We start from the raw sequence: 18,360 nt of genomic DNA, 5'->3' as shown, positions 1-18,360 counted from the left end.
GATTCTGATTAGATTAAAGAGTCCATTCCTTCCCTAAAAAAGTAGGGTTGTTTGATCCCGCTAGAAAAGAGGATTGTTATGAGTATTCTACCAAGAAAAGTCGTTGATCAAGTATTGCAATACAAGAAGCCCGGGGAAAAAGAGGAGATCTTTAATTGGAGAGTAAAGTATGAGAATCAATTCTATAATTACGCGATTTATTGGAAAGAAAAAAAGATTGTTGGACATATAGCTATAAAAGAAGACAGTACGGTTCCTCCTGTCTCCGAAGCTAAGACCATTATCCGATTAGCTGTCAGTGTGAATACAATTCTACGTTTTTTTATTACCCATGGTCAGGGTTGGGCTCATACTGTTGATGAGGTTTGGCATAAGCAATCTAAGCTGTTAGAACAGATGTATCAAAAGTACGAAGTGAAGATGTCAGATGAAGTTAAACAATCCTTTCAGGAGTTTATGGAGGTACCCACAGGGATTTTAAAGGAATATCGAGAGATCCAGGAGGCTAATCGAGTAGCAAAGCGAATTCAGCAGAAAGTAATTGGGAATTATGCAGATCAATCGATGGAAAAAGAATTAGATAAAGCTTGGAATCAACTTTTTCACGCTAAGAATAATCAACATTTGCTGTTTCTTAAAACTAAGGAATCCAGGGAGAAAGTAATTGATTTTCTCTCTAAGGAGATTCCCCTATGGGATCTGAAAGGAAGATGGGATTTACAAAAGATTAAAACACAACACCGCAGTATGTTGTTTGATAAGGACGAGTTGGATGCTGTTTTAGATGTTCAGAGTGATGTAACTCGAAATGAATCGGGGGAAGAGGCGTTTAAAGAAATATTGGCTAATACAAGAAACCCCAGGTGAGGAGCGGAACGATGTCTACATTGAGGGAATCTCTTTCTATATATAGAGAACACTTACTTAAAATTGTAATACTTGGTTTTACCATTCTACTGCCGGTTCAAGTTGTGCTGATAGTGTTATCCAATTACTTATACTTCTACTACGGTATGGCAGATGTGTTGTTTATGGCAGATTGGATTAATGGTATTTGTGTCTTAATTTCCATATCTGTAGTCTCGATACCCTTTATCCAATTGGCTAAAAATACTTTGACGGAAAAAGACACATCATTGAGATCAGCTTACGATGCTTTTATGCGACTGATGTTTCCTGTCTATATGGTGAGCATCGGATATGTTATCGCTGTATCGATAGGGATGGTATTTTTAGTGATTCCGGGGATTATAATCTCTGTTCTATTCTTTGCCTTTCCCTTCGTATTTGTTATCGAAGAAGCAACATGGAAAGAAAGTATAAAGAAAGCCCTTGCTTTTGGTAAATCTCATTTTTTAAGCCTTTTTCTCACTATATTTCTGTTTACTTTGATGGAGTGGTTTATCTCTATGGTTAGTATGTTTGTAACCAATTTATTAACGGAAAGCTATTTTATAATATTAAGTGTTAACTTTTTGGCTAGTGTCTTTTACTTTCCAATTATGTACTTTTTTCTTACTGTAAAATACCTTGATTGGATTGGCGAGGGGAAATCGGCAGTTTGATGTAATAAACCAAAAGCAAAAGCATTTCCAATTTGATGAGAAATTGATATGATCCCCTTTGAGAAGACAGTAAAAAGGAACTCCTGACTGTATACTTAAAGGGGATTTACTATGGAGGGAAATTTATGGCATTACTTGATACTAAAATTGGAATAAGACCAGGAACAATAGCAAAGAGCTGCCAGTAAACAATCCAAAGCCTGGTAATGCATATGAATAATGTAAAGGAGGTATCTTTAATGACCCGAAAACACCTAGGCTTTATGATGATTGGAATGGCAATAATCTATACCGTGGTGGAATTATTGACATTGAAGCAGGGAGCGTTTTTTAACTTCTTTATACCTGTGGCACTCGTTATCGGTGGGATTTCCCTTAGTAGAGGGGAACAACGGGATGAGAAGGTTTTTAAAAAGAAGAATGTTGATTAGGTTATTTGTGAATATGACATTTCTAACTAGAATGATTACATTAGACTCGTATAAACGCCGACATCTTTTTTAGGCGATTTCCACTAAATAGCTAACGAGAGATACTATAGAAAAGCAAAAAAGAGAAAAAGAAAGTATTCGGGCAGCGATCGATTACTTAAAAGAACAGGAAAAGGATCAAGGGATTCGAAGCGATATCGGAAACAGATGGAGTGAGATCCACAGTTATTTTTGGGGAAAGTATCATAAGCTAGATAGGGAGATTTTCAATAATAGTCAAGAAGGAAATAATAAGGTAAAAGGATGAGGCACAAAAAAATCGGAATGAAATATAGGGAAAAATCGATGAATATAACAACGATTAAATATTTTTCAGAGATAGGGCTTCGCATTTACGGCTGGCGGAGCCTTTCTATTTAAAAATGATAAGTAATACAGTAGTGGGCTATCGATTTAAAAATCTTTACATATGTATTGGCTAGGGTAGATGATGCTGATTGGTGATTAAGATAAACGTCTATCCTACCAAGTAGCCCACCCTCCTACATTAAGAACACCCACCAGGGTGTTTTCTTTTTTACTCCTAATTCCGAATGTAGGTTTCTTTTGTGATGTGGTAAAATATTCTTGCAAGGAGGTGGAAGATGGTTGCACCTTCTATTATGATGGAGGCGGGAGCGGCGAATAAGAGGGGGAGATTCGCGGCTTTTGTTCCACTTTTTATTTTTATCACAAGGAGGCTTTTGAACGAGATTGATGTGGAAACGAATCGGAACGGGACTCCTGGTCGTGATATTGGTGATGACGACGGGTTGTTCTTTGTTGGTACAGTCGGAGCCACCGGATGAAAAAGAAGAGAAGAAAGAAGAGAAAAAAGGGCCTGATTATTCTAGACTAAAAGCACCTGGCGAACTGGAATCGGTCGATGTCTTGCGGGAACCGGGAACCTATGCGGGAAAGAAGTATGATTTAAAAAAGGTACGGGCGGAATTGGACAAGATCTCCCCTTCGATCTCGGCCAATCAACTGGAATCTCAACTGATCAAATTGTTGGCGGAAGATTATCGTCCCTTTGTGAAGGATTATCAAGATTTTGATGCCTCTGTGATCGATATTGAAGCAGGACCAGGCAGTGTCCGCGCGATTGAGTTGCCAAAAGGGCAGGAGGTCAACGTTGTCATCCTTTTGGACGCCAGCGGCAGTATGGCGGAGAAGGTGGATGGCGGACAAAAGATGGACCTGGCCAAATCGTCGATTAAAGATTTTGTCTCCAATATGCCCAAAGGGGCCAACGTATCCCTACAGGTATACGGTCACAAAGGAAGCAACAGCAAAAGTGACAAGGAGCTCTCCTGCGAAAGTTTTGCCGAAGCTTATCCCTTGGGCGAATATAACAACAAACAATTTCAGTCCTCCTTGGATAAAGTGAAACCGGCGGGCTGGACACCGTTGGCAGGTGCGATTGAAAAAGCAAAGGAATCCCTTGCTGGTCATACTGGCGGAAATGTACAAAATATTGTCTATGTCGTAAGTGATGGCATTGAAACATGCGACGGCGACCCGGTGGCGGCTGCCGAGGACCTTTATGAGTCGGATATTGAAGCGGTGGTCAACATCATCGGATTTGATGTAGGCGAGGAAGAAGAACAGGAAAATCTGTATGATATCGCCAACGCTGGTGGTGGAGACTTTCAATCGGTGGAATCCAAAGTGGGGCTGGAGGAATATTTTGAAGCGGAATTTAGTCGCCTCTATGAGGAATGGCAAAAGTGGGCCGATGTCCATATAGAAAAATCGCAAACCATTGCTGCGCACAAGATCGGTGCGCTGGAACAGTATCATCAGGAAATGCGCCGGTTGTCGAGTTGGGAACACGTCCATTTTAAAGATGCGCTTACCTACTTAGAAGAGGAACGGGATTTTGATTACTCACTTATCTCGCAAGTAAGATCCCGTTTTTACAGCCGGGATAGTGCTTTGCGTAATTATTCAAATCAAGTCAAGCAAGAGTTGCAGTCACGTGTCCGGCATAATCGGGATGCGATTCAGGAAAATGTGCGCTATCAACGGGATTCTGAACAAGAGAAGCTAAATTGATCGGGAAGGAGGAGGCATGATTGGCCAAACCGTGGTTGGTTTTATTATGTGTCGGGATGTTGATTATTGGTGCTGGATGCGGAATCCTGGGTGGCGATGATGCGGATGCTGATCAGGAAGAAAAGGAAGAAGCCAAAACGGCTGTGATTCAATTTGGGGACTTTCCTCAAGATGAAGGAAAATATGAAGTGATTCATCCTCGTAAACACTTTGGCAAGGACGAGTCATTTGCAATGGCATTTCAAATGCCGAATGAGGAAGCCTTTGATGTGAAGCATTTAAAGTTTCAAATGATCAAGACTGACGGATCAGAAGACCGATTGCTGCAAGAAGTGAATGCCGAAGTAAAAACATCCCAGACACAATTAAAATGGCAATTTACCGATGCGGACAAGTTCCATGACTTTTACGAGACTGGGGACTACAAGATGAGAGTGTGGCGTGGGAAGGATTTGCTTGCTGAAGGTGACTTTATTATTACCGATTGATCGAAAGCGTACAGGAGGGTAAGAATGTGAAGAAGGTTTGGCTATTGATGTTGAGTGCGGCATTGCTTATACTGGGAGCCGGCTGCGGGCTGTTTTCCGATGAAGGTAAGGATGCCGCTGAGGAAGAAAAAGGGCCACAAATACCCAAAATCGAGTTCGGAAATTATCCCCGGGATGATGGCAACTTTCAGGCGGTTAATCCGCGCAAGCACTTTGGTATCGATGAAGGCTTTGCGATGGTGTTCTCTTTGCCGGAAGGAGAACAGTTTGATACCGCTCGTTTAAAAATCCAGATTAAAAATAAGAAAGAAGACCGTGTTCTTCAAGAAATTATTAAGGAAGTAAAACCGGACAGCCGCCAATACAAGTGGGAATTCACCAGTTCCTCCGATTTTTACGGTTTCTATGAAACGGGAGATTACGAGGTGAAAGTGTTGCGCGGTGAGGATGTACTCGCTGAAGGGGAATTTACGATTACAAATTGATCGAGAAACGGGAAGAGGCGATAAAGCTTCTTCCCGTTGTTTTTTACAGCCACTTCTACATCGAAGGTGTCACGCCCTTACTGCCCATCTCTTCCCGCATGACCGCCTCCGCTTCCTGTTTTCCTTTTTCTAGGTTAACCAGCAACAGCATCACAATTCCGGCGATAAAGAAGAAGGAGAGGGAAGTGATCGCGATCCGGCTGGTACCGGTGAGCTGCCCAACCAGACCGAAGACAAAGGGACCGAAGATAGAAGCGAATTTGCCGGATAAGCCGTAAAAGCCGAAGAATTCGGCATTGCGGTGGATGGGGACGAGGCGGGTAAAGATGGAGCGGCTCAGGGACTGGCTCCCCCCTTGAACGGTTCCGACCAGGATAGCAAGTAGATAAAAATGGAGGGCGGTTTGCATAAAATAACCGAGAACGACGATGAGAAGATAGACAATCAAGGTGATGATGAGGGTGCGCATGGCGCCTGTTTTTTCCGCCAATTTGCCGAAAAGGAGGGTGCAGGGGATACCGACGAATTGGGTGATCAAAAGAGCGGCGATGAGATCGTTCTGACCGATGCCGATTTCACGGCCGTAGATGGTAGCCATCTTGATGATGGTATTGATCCCGTCGGAGAAGAACCAAAAAGCGATCAGAAACTTGAGTAATTCCGGGTAGCGCTTAAGGCTCTTGATGGTTGCCAGGGTGGAACGGATGCCGGTGGCGGCGAGCGCGAGGGGTTTCTCTTTGCTGTGGTTGGTTGTGCGCTCTTTAACATGACGAAAAAAGGGAATCGAAAAGAGAAACCACCAGATCCCCACTGATAAAAAGGAAAGCTGGGTGGCGACTGTGGCATTGGCCAAGCCAAAAGCGGTGGGAAAAGAGATCATGGCCAAGTTGATGGCCAAAAGGACACCACCGCCGATATAGCCGTAAGCGTACCCTTGGGAGGAAACATAATCCCGTTTGCTCTCCTCAGGAACAAGATCGGTCAGGAAGGCGTCATAGAAAACGTTGCCGCCGGAGAAAGCCAGTGTGCCCACGATAACCAACAGTGAGGCGAGTAGCCACTCTCCTTCACCTACAAAAGCCAGCAAAATCGAAGCGATTACGCCCATATAGGTGAAAAAGCGAAGGAAGGCGCGTTTGGAGTGAGAACGGTCGGCGATGGCACCCAGTACTGGGGCAAGAAGAACCACAAAAATAAGAGCGATCGATTGGGTGTAGCCCCAATAGGCTGTTTTAGTAGTATTATCCAATCCGCTGGCAGCGACATCGGCATAGTAGATCGGCATCACCGCCGCCATCACAGTGGTGGCGAAAGCGGAGTTGGCCCAGTCGTATAAGATCCAGGCCCGAACCGCTTTAGGATTCATCGGGATCATTCCTCTCTCGGATAAATGGTTTTCCTATCTTTTATTCGCAGGTTAGAGGGATCGATCCTGCTGTATCGATTTTCCAATCGTTCCTTCAAATAAGGGCTTGACAAAGGTGGAAAGTCCGTTTTATTGCGGAAAAAAGGGTGTCCTGCCATCCGTGTTCATGGTAAAATGAATACCAGTGTGATCCTGTCAAACTGTGTAGAAACATGGCACAACCCCATGCCTCATTATACATATTTCGGGATTCCATCCCAGGGGAGATTTGAACGAAGGAGTCCGATGGCGCATGAATATGATAAAACCAGGCGATTGGATCCGTAACACCTATCGGGTGCTTCATTCCTTCCCCTTTGTCCAGGGGGCGCTTTACTATGCGGAGATCCCGCCGCAATCGGATGCAGCGTCAGATGAGGAAGAGTCGGTTCCCACTCGCTTTTTACACGGGTTGGACCTTCGCTACATCCAGGAAGGAGCACAGCTGCCAGATTTAATGAATCGTGAGCGGAAGGCGTTTGTGCCGTTACAGGGCCTGTTTGTAGAGAAGGGTATCCTCTATCAAGTGTACGGAAAGATGGAAGGTACCTTGATGGCTCATCACTTATATGAGGCGGTTCCTCTCTCCCTGGGGGAGACCCTGGATTTACTGCGATCCATTTCCGGTCATCTGGTACGGATGGAGGAGCAAGGGCAATTTGCCGTCATTCACCCGCAAAACATGTTGATCACCGCTGATTCGGTCCTTTTTCTATATGGAGGGGCTTCCGGCCTTTTGCCCAAGTGGAGCGGAAACGCTCCTACCGCCTCCGATCCACAAACGCAACTTAAACAGGAGCGGGCACTGGATGCCTACTCCCTCGGCGCTCTCACTTATATCATGTTGACCGGCAGCAGTCCGCAGATCGGTCGATCAGGAAAGTTGGAGCCGATTCAAACCTTCCGCAGCGATGTTCCGGAAGGATTGGAATATTTTGTGATGAACAGTCTGTTAGCGAAACCGAATGACCGACCAACCATCAATCAACTGCGGCGGTGGCTGGATAAAATTCCAGTCGAAGCTGACAGGCAAAAAAAAAAAGATGACCTTGTCTACTATCTGACTCCAGATGTAGATAGTTTCCAATACGATCTATTTACCCGAGGATTGAAAGAACCACAAATCAGTGAGCCCCCATCCAGCCTTGATCCCACCGAGTGGGAAGGGTGGGAAGCGGGTGTGATCGATGCTCCGGGGCGATATATTTCGTCTTTGTCCCGTACGACAAACGGAGCGGCGGACATCCTCAACCCCGTGTGGCACAAGGACTCGCCGGTTGACTCAAAGCGGTTGCAATCGTCTGAGGCCGTGTCACAGACGGAGTTGACGACAACTGATGAACCGGCAGAAGAAACGGATAAATCGCCATCGGACACTTCGCAAAAGCCATCACCGCGGCCCGTTATCTTTAAACAGTCGGAAGAGAAGGATGCCCCCTCGCGTCGCCGTTGGCCCTTGTGGGCAACGATCGCCGCAGTCGCTTTGTTGGTCGTTGGGGGAGGAGGTTGGGCCATTGCTTTTCTCTTTGGAGAAAAGGACCTAACCGCTGCCAGCCCGGAGGAAAGGGCGGAAAAAGCGGCTCAACTTTATGAAGAGTCTGCTCACTTCTACCAGGGGGGCGACAAGGATAAAGCTTTAGAACTGGCGATGCAAACGGTGGAACTAAATCCACAGGAGAAAGGATACCTCCTCAACCTCGCCAATCTCTACGGGGAACGAAAGCAGTACGATGATGGTGTTCGTCTGCTGAAAAACGGCGTCAAACAGATTCCCGAGGCGGAGGTGTACGGTGCCTTGGCGGTCCATGCCTATTACGCCGAGGATTGGAAAGAGGCGGAACGAGCGATAGACCGGGCGTTGTCACTGGAGCCGAACAATCCGGAATTCCTTTATCATCAGGGCAAGATTCAAGGGAAACAGGGCAACACCACCGCCGCCATCCGCTCGCTCCAATTCGCCATCGATCAGGATCGGAACAATGCTTTATACCATCATGATCGAGCTGTTTTTTTACTAGAGGATGGGGATCTGGAGCGGGCGAAAAATTACGCTTGGCGCGCTGCTAAGTTGGACTCGGACGACCCCCGTTACTGGATTACCGCAGGTAATATCTACTTGGAAGATCGCGAGCGCGTTCTTAAGGATAAGAAACTCTCCGCCAAGGAACGGCGCTTTGAAAGTCTCACGCTGGCTCGTCACGCGATCAATTTTTACTCCAATGCGTTGGAGTTAGATGAGTCCGACGCCCGTACACACTACCACCTGTCGATGGCCTACTATTACAACGAGGACTTGGATGCAGCCGCAGCGAGTGCTAAACAAGCGGTGGAACTGAAGCCGGACCGCGCTCTCCATCACTATCAGTTGGGAGTTGTGTCGGTGGAACAAGGTGATTTAAAGCAAGCGGAGGAAAGCTTGCATCAAGCGCGTGAAATCGATCCGGACAACAAGCGTTATCAACAAGCGCTCAAGGACTTGAATTAAAGGGGGGAGAGCAGATGGGTCGACGGTTAGCCGGACGAGTTTCGTGGATGGTTGTAGTTCTGCTCTTGCTGGGACTTACCTTTGGGGTGCAGGCGGATGCGACGGTTGAGGTCTACACCCCACCTCTTGAAATGAAACCGGAGAGCTATGACGTTTCGCCGATTCCCTTTGACTTTTAAGCACAGGTCTTTCGATTGTCTAAATGATGGGAGGGTTTTTTGAAAGCGAAGTGCCTTTGTTGTGCCACTCAGCGGAAGCCACCCAGGGCGGGGAAAAGCGGGCTACCTGTTTGAGCGGTAGCGAGTTTTGCCCGCTCCCAACCTCGGTGGTTGGAGCGGGCAGCTCCCTTCTCCATTGCAAACAGCAAGAGCACATAGACTCAAAAAACCCCTCCCCCCTTCAACCAAAATATAAATAATCAACAAGCTTGTCCTAAGCTACGCGTGTAGACGGGGAGTGGAGAAACCAACTCATAAAGGAGGTTGGCGACGGTGCGCGTGTTAATGATCTTATTTAAGGATATTCACTACGACGCCCGGGTGCAGCGGGAAGCACTTGCCCTGGCCCGAGCGGGCTGGGGTGTGGACATCGCCTGTTTGCATACCACCGCCGAACCGCCACCGGATTTGCATGAAAATATCCGACTGCTCCGTATCCCCATCCGCACCAAGCAGATTAAACGTTATGTGGAACGGAAGGCGGATCGTCGTGTCAAGCGGGGAGTATTCCGGGTGATCCGCAATCCGGTTGTCAAGATGGCCAAAGATGTTGTCGCCCAGCGGCAATTTGCCATGAAGATCGGCGAGCTCTGCCAGGCCGCATCTTATGATGCTGTTCATTGCCACGATCTGAATACCTTAAACATTGGGGTTCACCTCAAGCGGAAAAAGGGGTACACCCTGATCTACGACTCCCATGAACTGTTTAATGAAATGAACGGCAAAGGGCGGTGGGAGCGGATAGTGGGCTACCAGGTGGAATCCTGGTGGATCAATCATGTGGACTGGCTGATCACAGTCAATGAATTGATGGAACGGGAGTTTAAAAACCGGTATGGCGGTGAACTGAAGACTACAGTGGTTCGCAATATTCCTGAATCCTTGGAAGAATTGCCGCTCGAAAAGAATTACTTCCATCAAAAGTACAATCTGGACGAAGCGGATCGAATTCTGCTGTATCAGGGAGGATTTTCTCGCAATCGCGGGTTGGAAGAGTTGATTCGTTCCCTTCTCTATCTACCGGAGATCTGTAAATTGGTGTTACTCGGATTTGGTGAACGAAAAGAGTGGCTCATCGGGCTTGCAAACGATCTGCAATTGACTCAGCGCGTCTTCTTCCATGAACCGCTGCTGCCGCAGGAGATGCTGCGAGTGACGGCCCATGCGGATGTGGGCTTGGTATTATACCAGGACAGCTGCCTCAATAACGTCTTATCCACACCCAATAAAATCTACGAATACATCCAGGCGGGTATCCCGATCGTCTCCTCGGATCATCCGGGGAAAGCGATTGTTGTCGGCACCTATAAAACAGGTAAACTGGTGGATCCTCAGGATGAACAGGGGATCGCTACGGCGGTTCAGGAGATTTTGGAGATACCGGAATCCTATCTGATCAATGGTTTAAAGGCGAAAAAACAACTAACAAGGGAGAAGGAACAGGAGCGGCTGGTCCAACTCTATCAGACAATCGAAAGTACACGGGAAAGGGACAAGGAAAACCATGTTTCGATCCAACCCCACCTCCGCGAACTTTGAATTTGATAAAAAAACCGTGGTAATGGCGGTGCGTAACACGTGTGTCACCGACGCCCGCGTCATGAAAGAAGCGGCCACCTTAACAAAGGCGGGTTGGCGGGTGACGGTTTTGGCCATTCATCAGCCGGGGGATACAGCGGAAGAAGAGGAGAAGGATGGCATTATCATCCGCCGCCTCACCCGCTTGATCCACCGCTTGTCCCGCCGCCGCTCCACTTCATCGGATCGTTCCTCCCCTCGATCCTCCTCCGCCCGGCCCGCTTCCGCAACGGCGGAACCCGGGCGAACCAAGTGGGCTTCCACTCTGGTTCGCTCCTTTTTGCTATGGTTGGATCGACGGTGGATCGATTTTTTATTTTTCCGGGAAGCACGACGGGCGCGTCCACAGATGTTTCACGCTCATGATGTGAATACATTGGTTCCGCTGTTTCTCGCTGCCCGTCTGTGTCGCCGTCCTTTAATCTATGATGCCCATGAAATCTCCACCGATCGGGAGGGCTGGTCCCATTCCCGCCTTTGGTATCGAGTGGAAAAATTCTTAAGCCGACGGGTGGAGGGCTTTATTACCACCAATGAAACCCGTGCCGCCCATTTTCGCGAGGCGTATGGATTAAAACAAGTCCATGTGGTTCGCAATGTCCCACCGCTGACCGATGTTGCCGACAATGGCCGCTTACACCGCGCCGTCGGCGTAGACCGGGATACGCCGGTGCTTCTTTATCAGGGCGGGTTGCAGTCCGGTCGCGGGCTATTCTTGATGTTGGAGGCGTTTCAAGAGGTGAGGGGAGCACATTTGGCAGTGATCGGCTTTGGCCGTTTGCGTCATTCACTGGAACAAGCGGCAAAGCAGTTGGGGTTGAGTGATCGTGTCACCTTTTTGGGACGTATTCCCCATGAGGAGTTGCTCTCTTACACTGTCGGGGCGCGGGCGGGCTTGCAGCTGTTGGAGAATACCTGTCTCAACCATTACAGCGCTTGTTCCAACAAATTGCATGAATACCTGATGGCTGAAGTCCCCGTCATCGCCAGCGATTTACCGGAAATGCGCCGTGTGGTGAGGGAGACGGAAGCAGGCTGTCTCGTCCCGCCGGGAGAGGTGAAAGCGATACAAGCGGCGATGCAGACAATGGTACAACAGGATGAATGGGTTCAGATGAAAGAGAATGCCCGTTGTCACAAACATCGGTACCACTGGGGTGTAGAAGAGCCCACCCTTTTAAAACTGTATGGAATAAAGCAGGACGGTTGATTATTCTAATGCCAAAGCGAGACCGGGAACGAAGTGACCAAGGCGAGACTTGTGCTTTAGTGCAAAGCGAGACCAGGAACGAAGTGATTAAGGCGAGACTTGTGCTTTAGTGCAAAGCGATCTTTGCACCACAGGTATTTTAGAACCGGATAAGCGTGGGTGAACATGATCTCCCCACCGAAATATAACCAATACGACTGAGGGTAAAGGGATGTTTGTACTGGAGCGCGCGTGGTAGCATGGAAGCGAAATCGGAGAGAAAGGCTTGAAAAAATGATGAAACAACAGATTCGCTACCTAGTGACACGCATGTTGTCCTATGGGGTGCAAAAAAAGCCGGAGCTGCAAAATTGGTTTCCCAGCAGCATCCGTTGGAAGCTGTTGTTGGCGGATGCCTACATTGCGCGCAACCAGTTTCGGTATGCCCGCGCGATCATTAAGGAAGCGTTGATACTCAATCCTGTCCATCCGGGTACGCATTTGCGATCGTACCAACTGGCGCGACAAATGGGCGAATTGGATACCTGGGAAGAGTGGGTAAAGCAATTGTTTTTGGATCATCCTTTTTCCGAAGCGCCTTTCTATCAATTGGGCATCCATTATCGGCGGCAAAAGAATTTGGAAGGAGCGTTGCCGCTGTTGGAACGGGCTTATGTCTTAAGTGCCGGATCGGAAAAAACAGCCAAGGTGCTCAAACGTACCTACTATGATCTCAGAGATGTGGAAAATCTCCTCCGGCTGGGATGGGATTGGCCTTCTCCCTTTTTGGAAGAAGAAGAGTATCGCTTTCTGTATCGTTATGTCACCTCCCATGAGCAACAAGAGTTGCTTCATCCCTTGACGGAGCGGGCAGCGAGGGATTGGCCGGATTCGCTGGATTTACAGCTATTGTGGGTGGATACGCTGATCCGGGCGGAACGGGTAGAAGAGGGAGGACGCTGGTTGGAGCAGGTGCGTCAACGTTTCCCCGACCGGCAGGAAGTGGAACGGAAGCAAGCGTTGGTGGAATCGATTCATCTCAGCCGGGAATTGGCGGATACGCTTCTCCATGAAGGAATGGAGGCCTTTCGCGAGAAGTTTGAAGAAGCCAAGGAAAAAGTGCCAGCGCATATGGGAGCAGTGTTGGTGGAGATTGCCCGTTCTTTTGCCGATCGCCATGATGCCGATGAGGAGTCAGCAGAACAATTTTTTGCTCTATTGAAGGAAGAGGAAGTGGATTCCCTGCTTCGCCTTGAAGTGGAACTCACCTGGCGTATCCGGCGCGGTGAAACTCATCGGGTGGTTGAGGGAGTCGGTGACTGGTTAAAGGCAGAACCCTCCGATGAGGATGGAAAAGTGCGCCAAGCCAATGTGCTGAAGGAAGCAGCCCAATTTCTGCTGGAGGAAAAATGTTATTTGCAAGCCTTGGGCTGCTTGGAACGGTTGCAAAAAGATTATCCCCATGTGGTTGAACCGGCGGAGTTGTATCGGGATTTAGGTTTGTGTCAACGGGAGTTGGGACAGGTGGAAGAAGCCCTTACATCGGTGGAGGAGGAGCATCGACTTCGTCCCACGACTGGGACTGAACGCAAACGGGCGATTATTCAAGATGAAGTGGCATTGGCCCACTCCCCGATGGTCATTCCTACGATCAGCGAACGAAAAGGTGAGTCGGTTTCTGGGCGAGTGCTGCATGTGTTGAACAATACGCTGCCGTACACCGGTAACGGTTATGCCATTCGCAGTCAAGCGATCTTGCGCTTTCAGAAAGAACGGGGCTTTCGACCTGTCGTCGTTACCCGTCTTGGCTTTCCGGAGGGCAAGAACAGCGAAAAGGCGGGTGTGGTGCGGGAAGCGGTGGACGGCCTGTTAGCTTACCGTTTGATGGATGATGACCATCGTTTGCGTTTTACCCCGATTCAGACATACTTGAAGCGATATACGGAAGCGTTGGAAGAAGTGGTGGAAGAAGTACGACCGGAAGCGATTCATGCTGCCTCTAATTTTTTCAACGGTTATCCTGCTGCGGTTGTGGCCCGTTCTCAAGGCCTTCCCTTTATCTATGAAGTGCGGGGTTTCTGGGAGATGACACGGGCGGCGGTGATAGAGGGCTATCATGATTCCGCCAAGTATCAAAGCCATCGTCGCATGGAACAGGAAGTGATCCAAGCTGCTGATCAAGTGGTGGTGATCGGAGAAACGTTGAAGGAATATCTGATCGGTGAGGGTGTAGAAGCGGATAAGATTACAGTGGTGCCAAACGGCGTGGATACCCAACAATTTGAACCGATGTCACCGGACCGCGAGTTGGCCGCACGTTGGGGTTTGGAAGGAAAGCGGGTAATCGGATTTATCGGATCGATCACGTCATATGAAGGGTTGGATGACCTGATCGTTGCCTTTGCCCGTTTGTCTGAGCGGATGGAGGATCTGCGCCTCTTGATTGTAGGCGGGGGCAGCGAGTTGCCACGGTTGAAGGAACTAGCGGCTCAGATTGGGGTGAATAAACGAGTGATCTTTACCGGTCGGGTGGAACATGATGCCGTGCCCCGTTACTATTCGCTGGTGGATATCTGTCCCTTTCCCCGGATCGATGCTACCGTCTGCGAGTTGATCACGCCGTTGAAGCCGTTGGAAGCAATGGCGCTTGCTAAAACGGTGTTGGTCAGTGATTTGCCCGCACTGCGGGAGTTGGTGCGTGGGGGTGAGACGGGTCTTGTCTTCCGCCGCGGCGATGTGGATGCCTTGACGGAGGCGCTGGCAGAGGTGTTGGAGGCCCCCGGTGAGGCGGAGCGACTGGGCCGCCAAGCCCGGGAGTGGGTGTTGCAACAGCGGGATTGGCGCGATGTGGTTACCCGTTATCGCGAAGTATACGATCGCGTCTTGAGTACTCCGGTTTAATGCTCCGTATCAGTGAATCAGCCATGTGATCGCACTAAAATTGGCTACAGCCCCCTTTGCTGATTGGGCTCGAGGATACAAGGTGGCATGGGAAGCTTTGAAAAAGAGGAGAAGGAGGAGGCCATGGGAACCCATCACAGGACACGGGACGCAGCTCTTCTGCTGTCTATATTGCTGACATCCTTTACCGTGTCTGGCTGTTTTTCTTTCGGCAAGGAAGAGCCGCCACAGGCGGGAATGGAGCGTTCCGAAGCACGGGAGTGGTTGGATAAACACGGGGATGAAGAGGAGCGTTACACCTTTCAACAACGCTCCTTCAGCGCGGAGGAATATACGCGTTTGGCCGATGGAATCCTGGAAGATCGCTATTGGCTTCATGACGGCTGGGACGAAGTGGAGTTGCCCGCGGATCTTACCTGGAAAGAAGATCCCTTCAAAAACCGTTCCTGGCAACTATATCTTCACAATATGATCTTCCTGGAATACTTGACGGAAGCGTATCGTCACACCGAGGACAAAAAATACTTAGAAAAAGGAAAAAGCCTCGTGGTCGACTGGGTGGCAAACAACCCCTATGACAAGCCAGCGACAGAGATGTCCTGGCACGATCATGGTACGGCTGTCCGCTTGATGAACTTTGTCCGCTTTTTTGAGGTGTGGCGTCTCTCCGAGGACAAAGATGATGATTTTGCCGCCGTCATGTTGGGCAGTATTCGGGAACATGCCGATCGTCTGGCCAGCGAAGAATTTTACAATCCCAACAACAACCATGGCATCATCCAGAGTAAATCCCTGCTTCAAGCCGGTGTCCTCTTTTCGGAGTTTCCCCAGTCCAAAGAGTGGGTCAAGCTGGCCCAAACCCGCCTGACGCAACAGGTAGAAGGGGATGTAGCCTCGGACGGAGTTCATAAGGAACACTCCCCCTACTATCATCTATTTGTGTTAAAAAGTTTGCTCGATATTCGCGAGTTTGAGGAAGCGAACGAATTTTCCGTAGGAAAAACCTTTGATGAGCGGATTGAAAAAATGGTAGATGTCATCACCTATTTATTTAAGCCGGATCAAACGATGCCCATTTTGGGGGATAGCGCCAACAACATCGACTTAAAGGAAGAGGAACTTAAACCTTTTCCTCAGGCGTTATATTCTTTTACCCAAGGGAAAAAAGGAAAAAAACCGGCCGAGGTGGATCGCATCTACCAAGAGGGTGGATATGCCATCTTCCGTAGTGCGTGGGAGGATGGAGACCGATTTGAAGATACGGTTTATCTGGCGTTTACAAATGCGTTTCACTCCCGCGCTCATAAGCAGGCGGATGATCTCTCCTTTGAGTTGTACGGGTACGGGCAGGACTGGATCGTCGATTCCGGCAAGTACAACTATAAAAAGGACGATCCCTTTCGTGATTATATGATGAGTGTACGCGCCCACAACAGCATCGGGGTGGATGGGGAAGAACCGGATCTCTCCTTGGCCAATGCTGATGGATCGGGTATCAGTCAGGGAAAAACCGATGACGGATACGCTTGGGTGGAAGGGAGTCATCAGTTGTACGATGGCGTTACCATCACTCGCCGGCTGACCTATCTTAAACCGGATATCATCTTGGTGCGGGATACGATCCAATCGGATCAGCCCCACCAGTATACGCAGTATTTTCATCTTGCTCCTGGCATCCAAGCGGAAGGAAGAAAAGAGCATATGACGGCCAAAGGAGAAGCGGGAGCAGTGATGGAGATCCGGCAATTGGACCCGGTAGATCGTGTAGAAATCATTGAGGGAGAAAAAGACCCGGTCCAAGGTTGGGTATCCGCCCGCACCAATGAGAAAGAAACGAATACGGCCTTACAGTATGAAAAAGAGGGCCGCAATGTCACCTTTGCTACTGTGTTGTACCTGCGCCCGGCAGGTAAGCCGGATCTGACCGGTGTCTCCTTGGAAACCGGTAAAGGCGGTCAGGAAGTGCTGCATATTGAAAAGGGGAATTTAACCTACGAGTTAAAGCTGGATTGATCATTTGATCGCCATAAATATGTTTCCTCGTATCCCTGCCATCCCTTATCCGCACGATAATCGTGCGTTTTTTTGTCCAAGACCACCCGATCCATAACGGAAATAAACGCACAGCTCTTGCTGCTTTAAGCACCTTCTTGCGCCTGAACGGCTAGATCCTCTCAATGAAGAATCTTGAGGCAGAAGACTTGATGGTAGAGATCGCAAGTGAAGAACGGTTTAAAGGTGAAGCGGGCAAAAACTTATTGGCCCAGATCATTGAGCGTTCGGTAGAAAAAGACGGTGAGGGAAGTTAGCCCTTGCCGTCTTTTTTGTGCTGCGTAAGACGTGACGAACCGTCTTCAAAATCCCATCAGGCGATAGAAAGAAAATGACAAAAAAGGCTTGCATCGGGGATGTTTATATTGTTAATATTATTATACACAATATAACGCTAATGTTTGTTGTGAGCTCACGAATAGGAGTGGTTTTGTGGATACTCAAGATAAGAAACAAAACGGATCTTCTTATATTCCTTTGGGAATTGCTATCGGAACCGCGATTGGCGCTGGTATAGGTGTGGTCATGGATAATATCGCTATAGGGATTGGCTTCGGGGTTGCAATTGGTGTCGTGTTAGGGATCGCTTTGCAAAAGAAGTAGTCAGACATGCTATAAATCAAGAAGAGGCGCTATATCCGCAGTAGACTGATGAGTGAAAAGAGGTCAAATATTTTCCCATTGCTAATTTTGTTGTCATCGATGAAATAGGATAAAAACGTTGCCATTTGTTAAAGGGGAGATGAAACATGGAATCGTCAGTACAAACGACACCCCAACCGCGGAACAAGAGGGCAAAGCCGTCGCTGTTGGGCATGATCCTGGAGCCGGGTAAGCAGTTTGAGCGTATACGGGAGCGACCGGTGATTGTGGTACCGTTGCTCATCGTTCTATTGTTGATGGGGCTGGCATCTGTGGCAACCGTGGAGCCGATGATGGAACTGCCTGAGATGCAAGCGCAGATGGAGTTGATTGGAGAGGATCTTCTCCGTAACTCAACCTATATCTTCACACCGATTAGCACGGTATTCGTCCTTTTGCTCTCGATTCTGTTTACATCATTTTGTCAATGGTTGTTGACACTGTTGTTCCAAGGAAGCGCCCGCTTTAGTCAAATTTTTTCGCTGAATACGCATCTCAGCATTTTTGGGATTTTGTCCATCGTTGTATATGCGGCTTTTCTGTGGGTGGTAGGTGTAAGTGAAAGTGCAGCCGTATACCCCACCAGTCTAGGAGCGCTGCTCCCTGCCACAGGTTTTGTAGGAGGAGTGCTGGCGGGGATCGAGGTATTTGCCGTCTGGCAGTTGATCGTTGGCGCATGGGGCTTGTCTGCAATCGCCCGTATATCCAGCGGGAAAGCATGGGTGGCGGCAGTGGTGCCGTTTGTAATCGTGTTGTTACTGACGGCGGGAATGGTTGCAATTGGCGAAACATTTAATATGGATGCCAATATGGGCTAACAGGAG

The 18,360-nt window shown here is 48.6% G+C and carries 16 protein-coding genes; 15 read left to right on the top strand and 1 reads right to left on the bottom strand.

The window, feature by feature from the left end:
* The first annotated feature begins 78 nt into the window (after window positions 1–78).
* The 6 genes from C8J48_RS16645 (at window position 79) to C8J48_RS16620 (ending at window position 5,066) form a co-directional block, all read left to right on the top strand.
* Entirely contained in the window at window positions 79–867 is a 789-nt protein-coding gene (locus C8J48_RS16645) for a hypothetical protein (RefSeq protein ID WP_107728392.1), read from the top strand.
* Between the two features lie 11 nt (window positions 868–878).
* On the top strand, window positions 879–1,565 hold the full coding sequence (locus C8J48_RS16640; RefSeq protein WP_107728391.1) for a hypothetical protein: 687 nt from the start codon (window positions 879–881) through the stop codon (window positions 1,563–1,565).
* Window positions 1,566–1,804: 239 nt separating this feature from the next.
* The gene (locus C8J48_RS16635) at window positions 1,805–1,996 is read left to right on the top strand and encodes a hypothetical protein (RefSeq protein WP_107728390.1); all 192 of its coding nucleotides are present in this window, start codon (window positions 1,805–1,807) and stop codon (window positions 1,994–1,996) included.
* 756 nt (window positions 1,997–2,752) lie between these two features.
* The gene (locus C8J48_RS16630) at window positions 2,753–4,093 is read left to right on the top strand and encodes a VWA domain-containing protein (protein ID WP_107728389.1); all 1,341 of its coding nucleotides are present in this window, start codon (window positions 2,753–2,755) and stop codon (window positions 4,091–4,093) included.
* A 20-nt stretch (window positions 4,094–4,113) separates the two neighbouring features.
* Window positions 4,114–4,581, top strand: coding sequence for a hypothetical protein (locus C8J48_RS16625; protein WP_107728388.1), 468 nt, complete (start codon window positions 4,114–4,116; stop codon window positions 4,579–4,581).
* Between the two features lie 26 nt (window positions 4,582–4,607).
* Complete coding sequence (locus tag C8J48_RS16620) at window positions 4,608–5,066, top strand: hypothetical protein (RefSeq protein WP_107728387.1); 459 nt, start codon at window positions 4,608–4,610, stop codon at window positions 5,064–5,066.
* Between the two features lie 55 nt (window positions 5,067–5,121).
* Here C8J48_RS16620 and C8J48_RS16615 read toward each other — a convergent pair whose 3' ends face one another.
* On the bottom strand, window positions 5,122–6,432 hold the full coding sequence (locus C8J48_RS16615; protein WP_107728386.1) for an MFS transporter: 1,311 nt from the start codon (window positions 6,430–6,432) through the stop codon (window positions 5,122–5,124).
* 292 nt (window positions 6,433–6,724) lie between these two features.
* Between C8J48_RS16615 and C8J48_RS16610 the strand changes: the two genes are divergently transcribed.
* The 9 genes from C8J48_RS16610 to yknW all read left to right on the top strand — a co-directional run bounded on the left by C8J48_RS16610 (window position 6,725) and on the right by yknW (window position 18,354).
* Window positions 6,725–8,956: a tetratricopeptide repeat protein gene (locus C8J48_RS16610; protein ID WP_107728385.1), complete on the top strand. Its 2,232-nt coding sequence runs from the start codon at window positions 6,725–6,727 to the stop codon at window positions 8,954–8,956.
* A 14-nt stretch (window positions 8,957–8,970) separates the two neighbouring features.
* Window positions 8,971–9,135 (top strand): hypothetical protein, encoded by a 165-nt coding sequence (locus tag C8J48_RS18870; protein WP_170105650.1) that lies wholly within the window; start codon window positions 8,971–8,973, stop codon window positions 9,133–9,135.
* Window positions 9,136–9,447: 312 nt separating this feature from the next.
* Window positions 9,448–10,713 (top strand): glycosyltransferase, encoded by a 1,266-nt coding sequence (locus C8J48_RS16605; RefSeq protein ID WP_107728384.1) that lies wholly within the window; start codon window positions 9,448–9,450, stop codon window positions 10,711–10,713.
* Window positions 10,679–11,962 carry a glycosyltransferase family 4 protein gene (locus C8J48_RS16600; RefSeq protein WP_107728383.1) on the top strand — a complete coding sequence of 428 codons (1,284 nt, stop codon included), beginning with the start codon at window positions 10,679–10,681 and terminating at the stop codon, window positions 11,960–11,962. Before C8J48_RS16605 ends, C8J48_RS16600 begins: the two co-directional genes overlap by 35 nt.
* A 276-nt stretch (window positions 11,963–12,238) precedes the next feature.
* Complete coding sequence (locus C8J48_RS16595) at window positions 12,239–14,842, top strand: glycosyltransferase family 4 protein (protein ID WP_170105648.1); 2,604 nt, start codon at window positions 12,239–12,241, stop codon at window positions 14,840–14,842.
* A 123-nt stretch (window positions 14,843–14,965) separates the two neighbouring features.
* Window positions 14,966–16,855, top strand: coding sequence for an alginate lyase family protein (locus tag C8J48_RS16590; protein WP_170105646.1), 1,890 nt, complete (start codon window positions 14,966–14,968; stop codon window positions 16,853–16,855).
* Window positions 16,856–17,019: 164 nt separating this feature from the next.
* A complete protein-coding gene (locus C8J48_RS19245; RefSeq protein ID WP_281261230.1) occupies window positions 17,020–17,151 on the top strand; it encodes a hypothetical protein in 132 nt (43 codons plus the stop codon).
* 175 nt (window positions 17,152–17,326) lie between these two features.
* Window positions 17,327–17,497 carry a glycine zipper domain-containing protein gene (locus C8J48_RS18865; protein ID WP_170105644.1) on the top strand — a complete coding sequence of 57 codons (171 nt, stop codon included), beginning with the start codon at window positions 17,327–17,329 and terminating at the stop codon, window positions 17,495–17,497.
* Between the two features lie 146 nt (window positions 17,498–17,643).
* Window positions 17,644–18,354 (top strand): YknW family membrane protein, encoded by a 711-nt coding sequence (gene yknW, locus C8J48_RS16585; RefSeq protein WP_107728380.1) that lies wholly within the window; start codon window positions 17,644–17,646, stop codon window positions 18,352–18,354.
* The last annotated feature ends 6 nt before the right edge of the window (window positions 18,355–18,360 follow it).

Source organism: Desmospora activa DSM 45169, from assembly GCF_003046315.1.
In the GTDB taxonomy this organism is placed as follows: domain Bacteria; phylum Bacillota; class Bacilli; order Thermoactinomycetales; family DSM-45169; genus Desmospora; species Desmospora activa.
The sequence above is the reverse complement of the archived record's forward strand: the minus strand, read 5'-3'. Positions and strand labels throughout refer to the sequence as shown.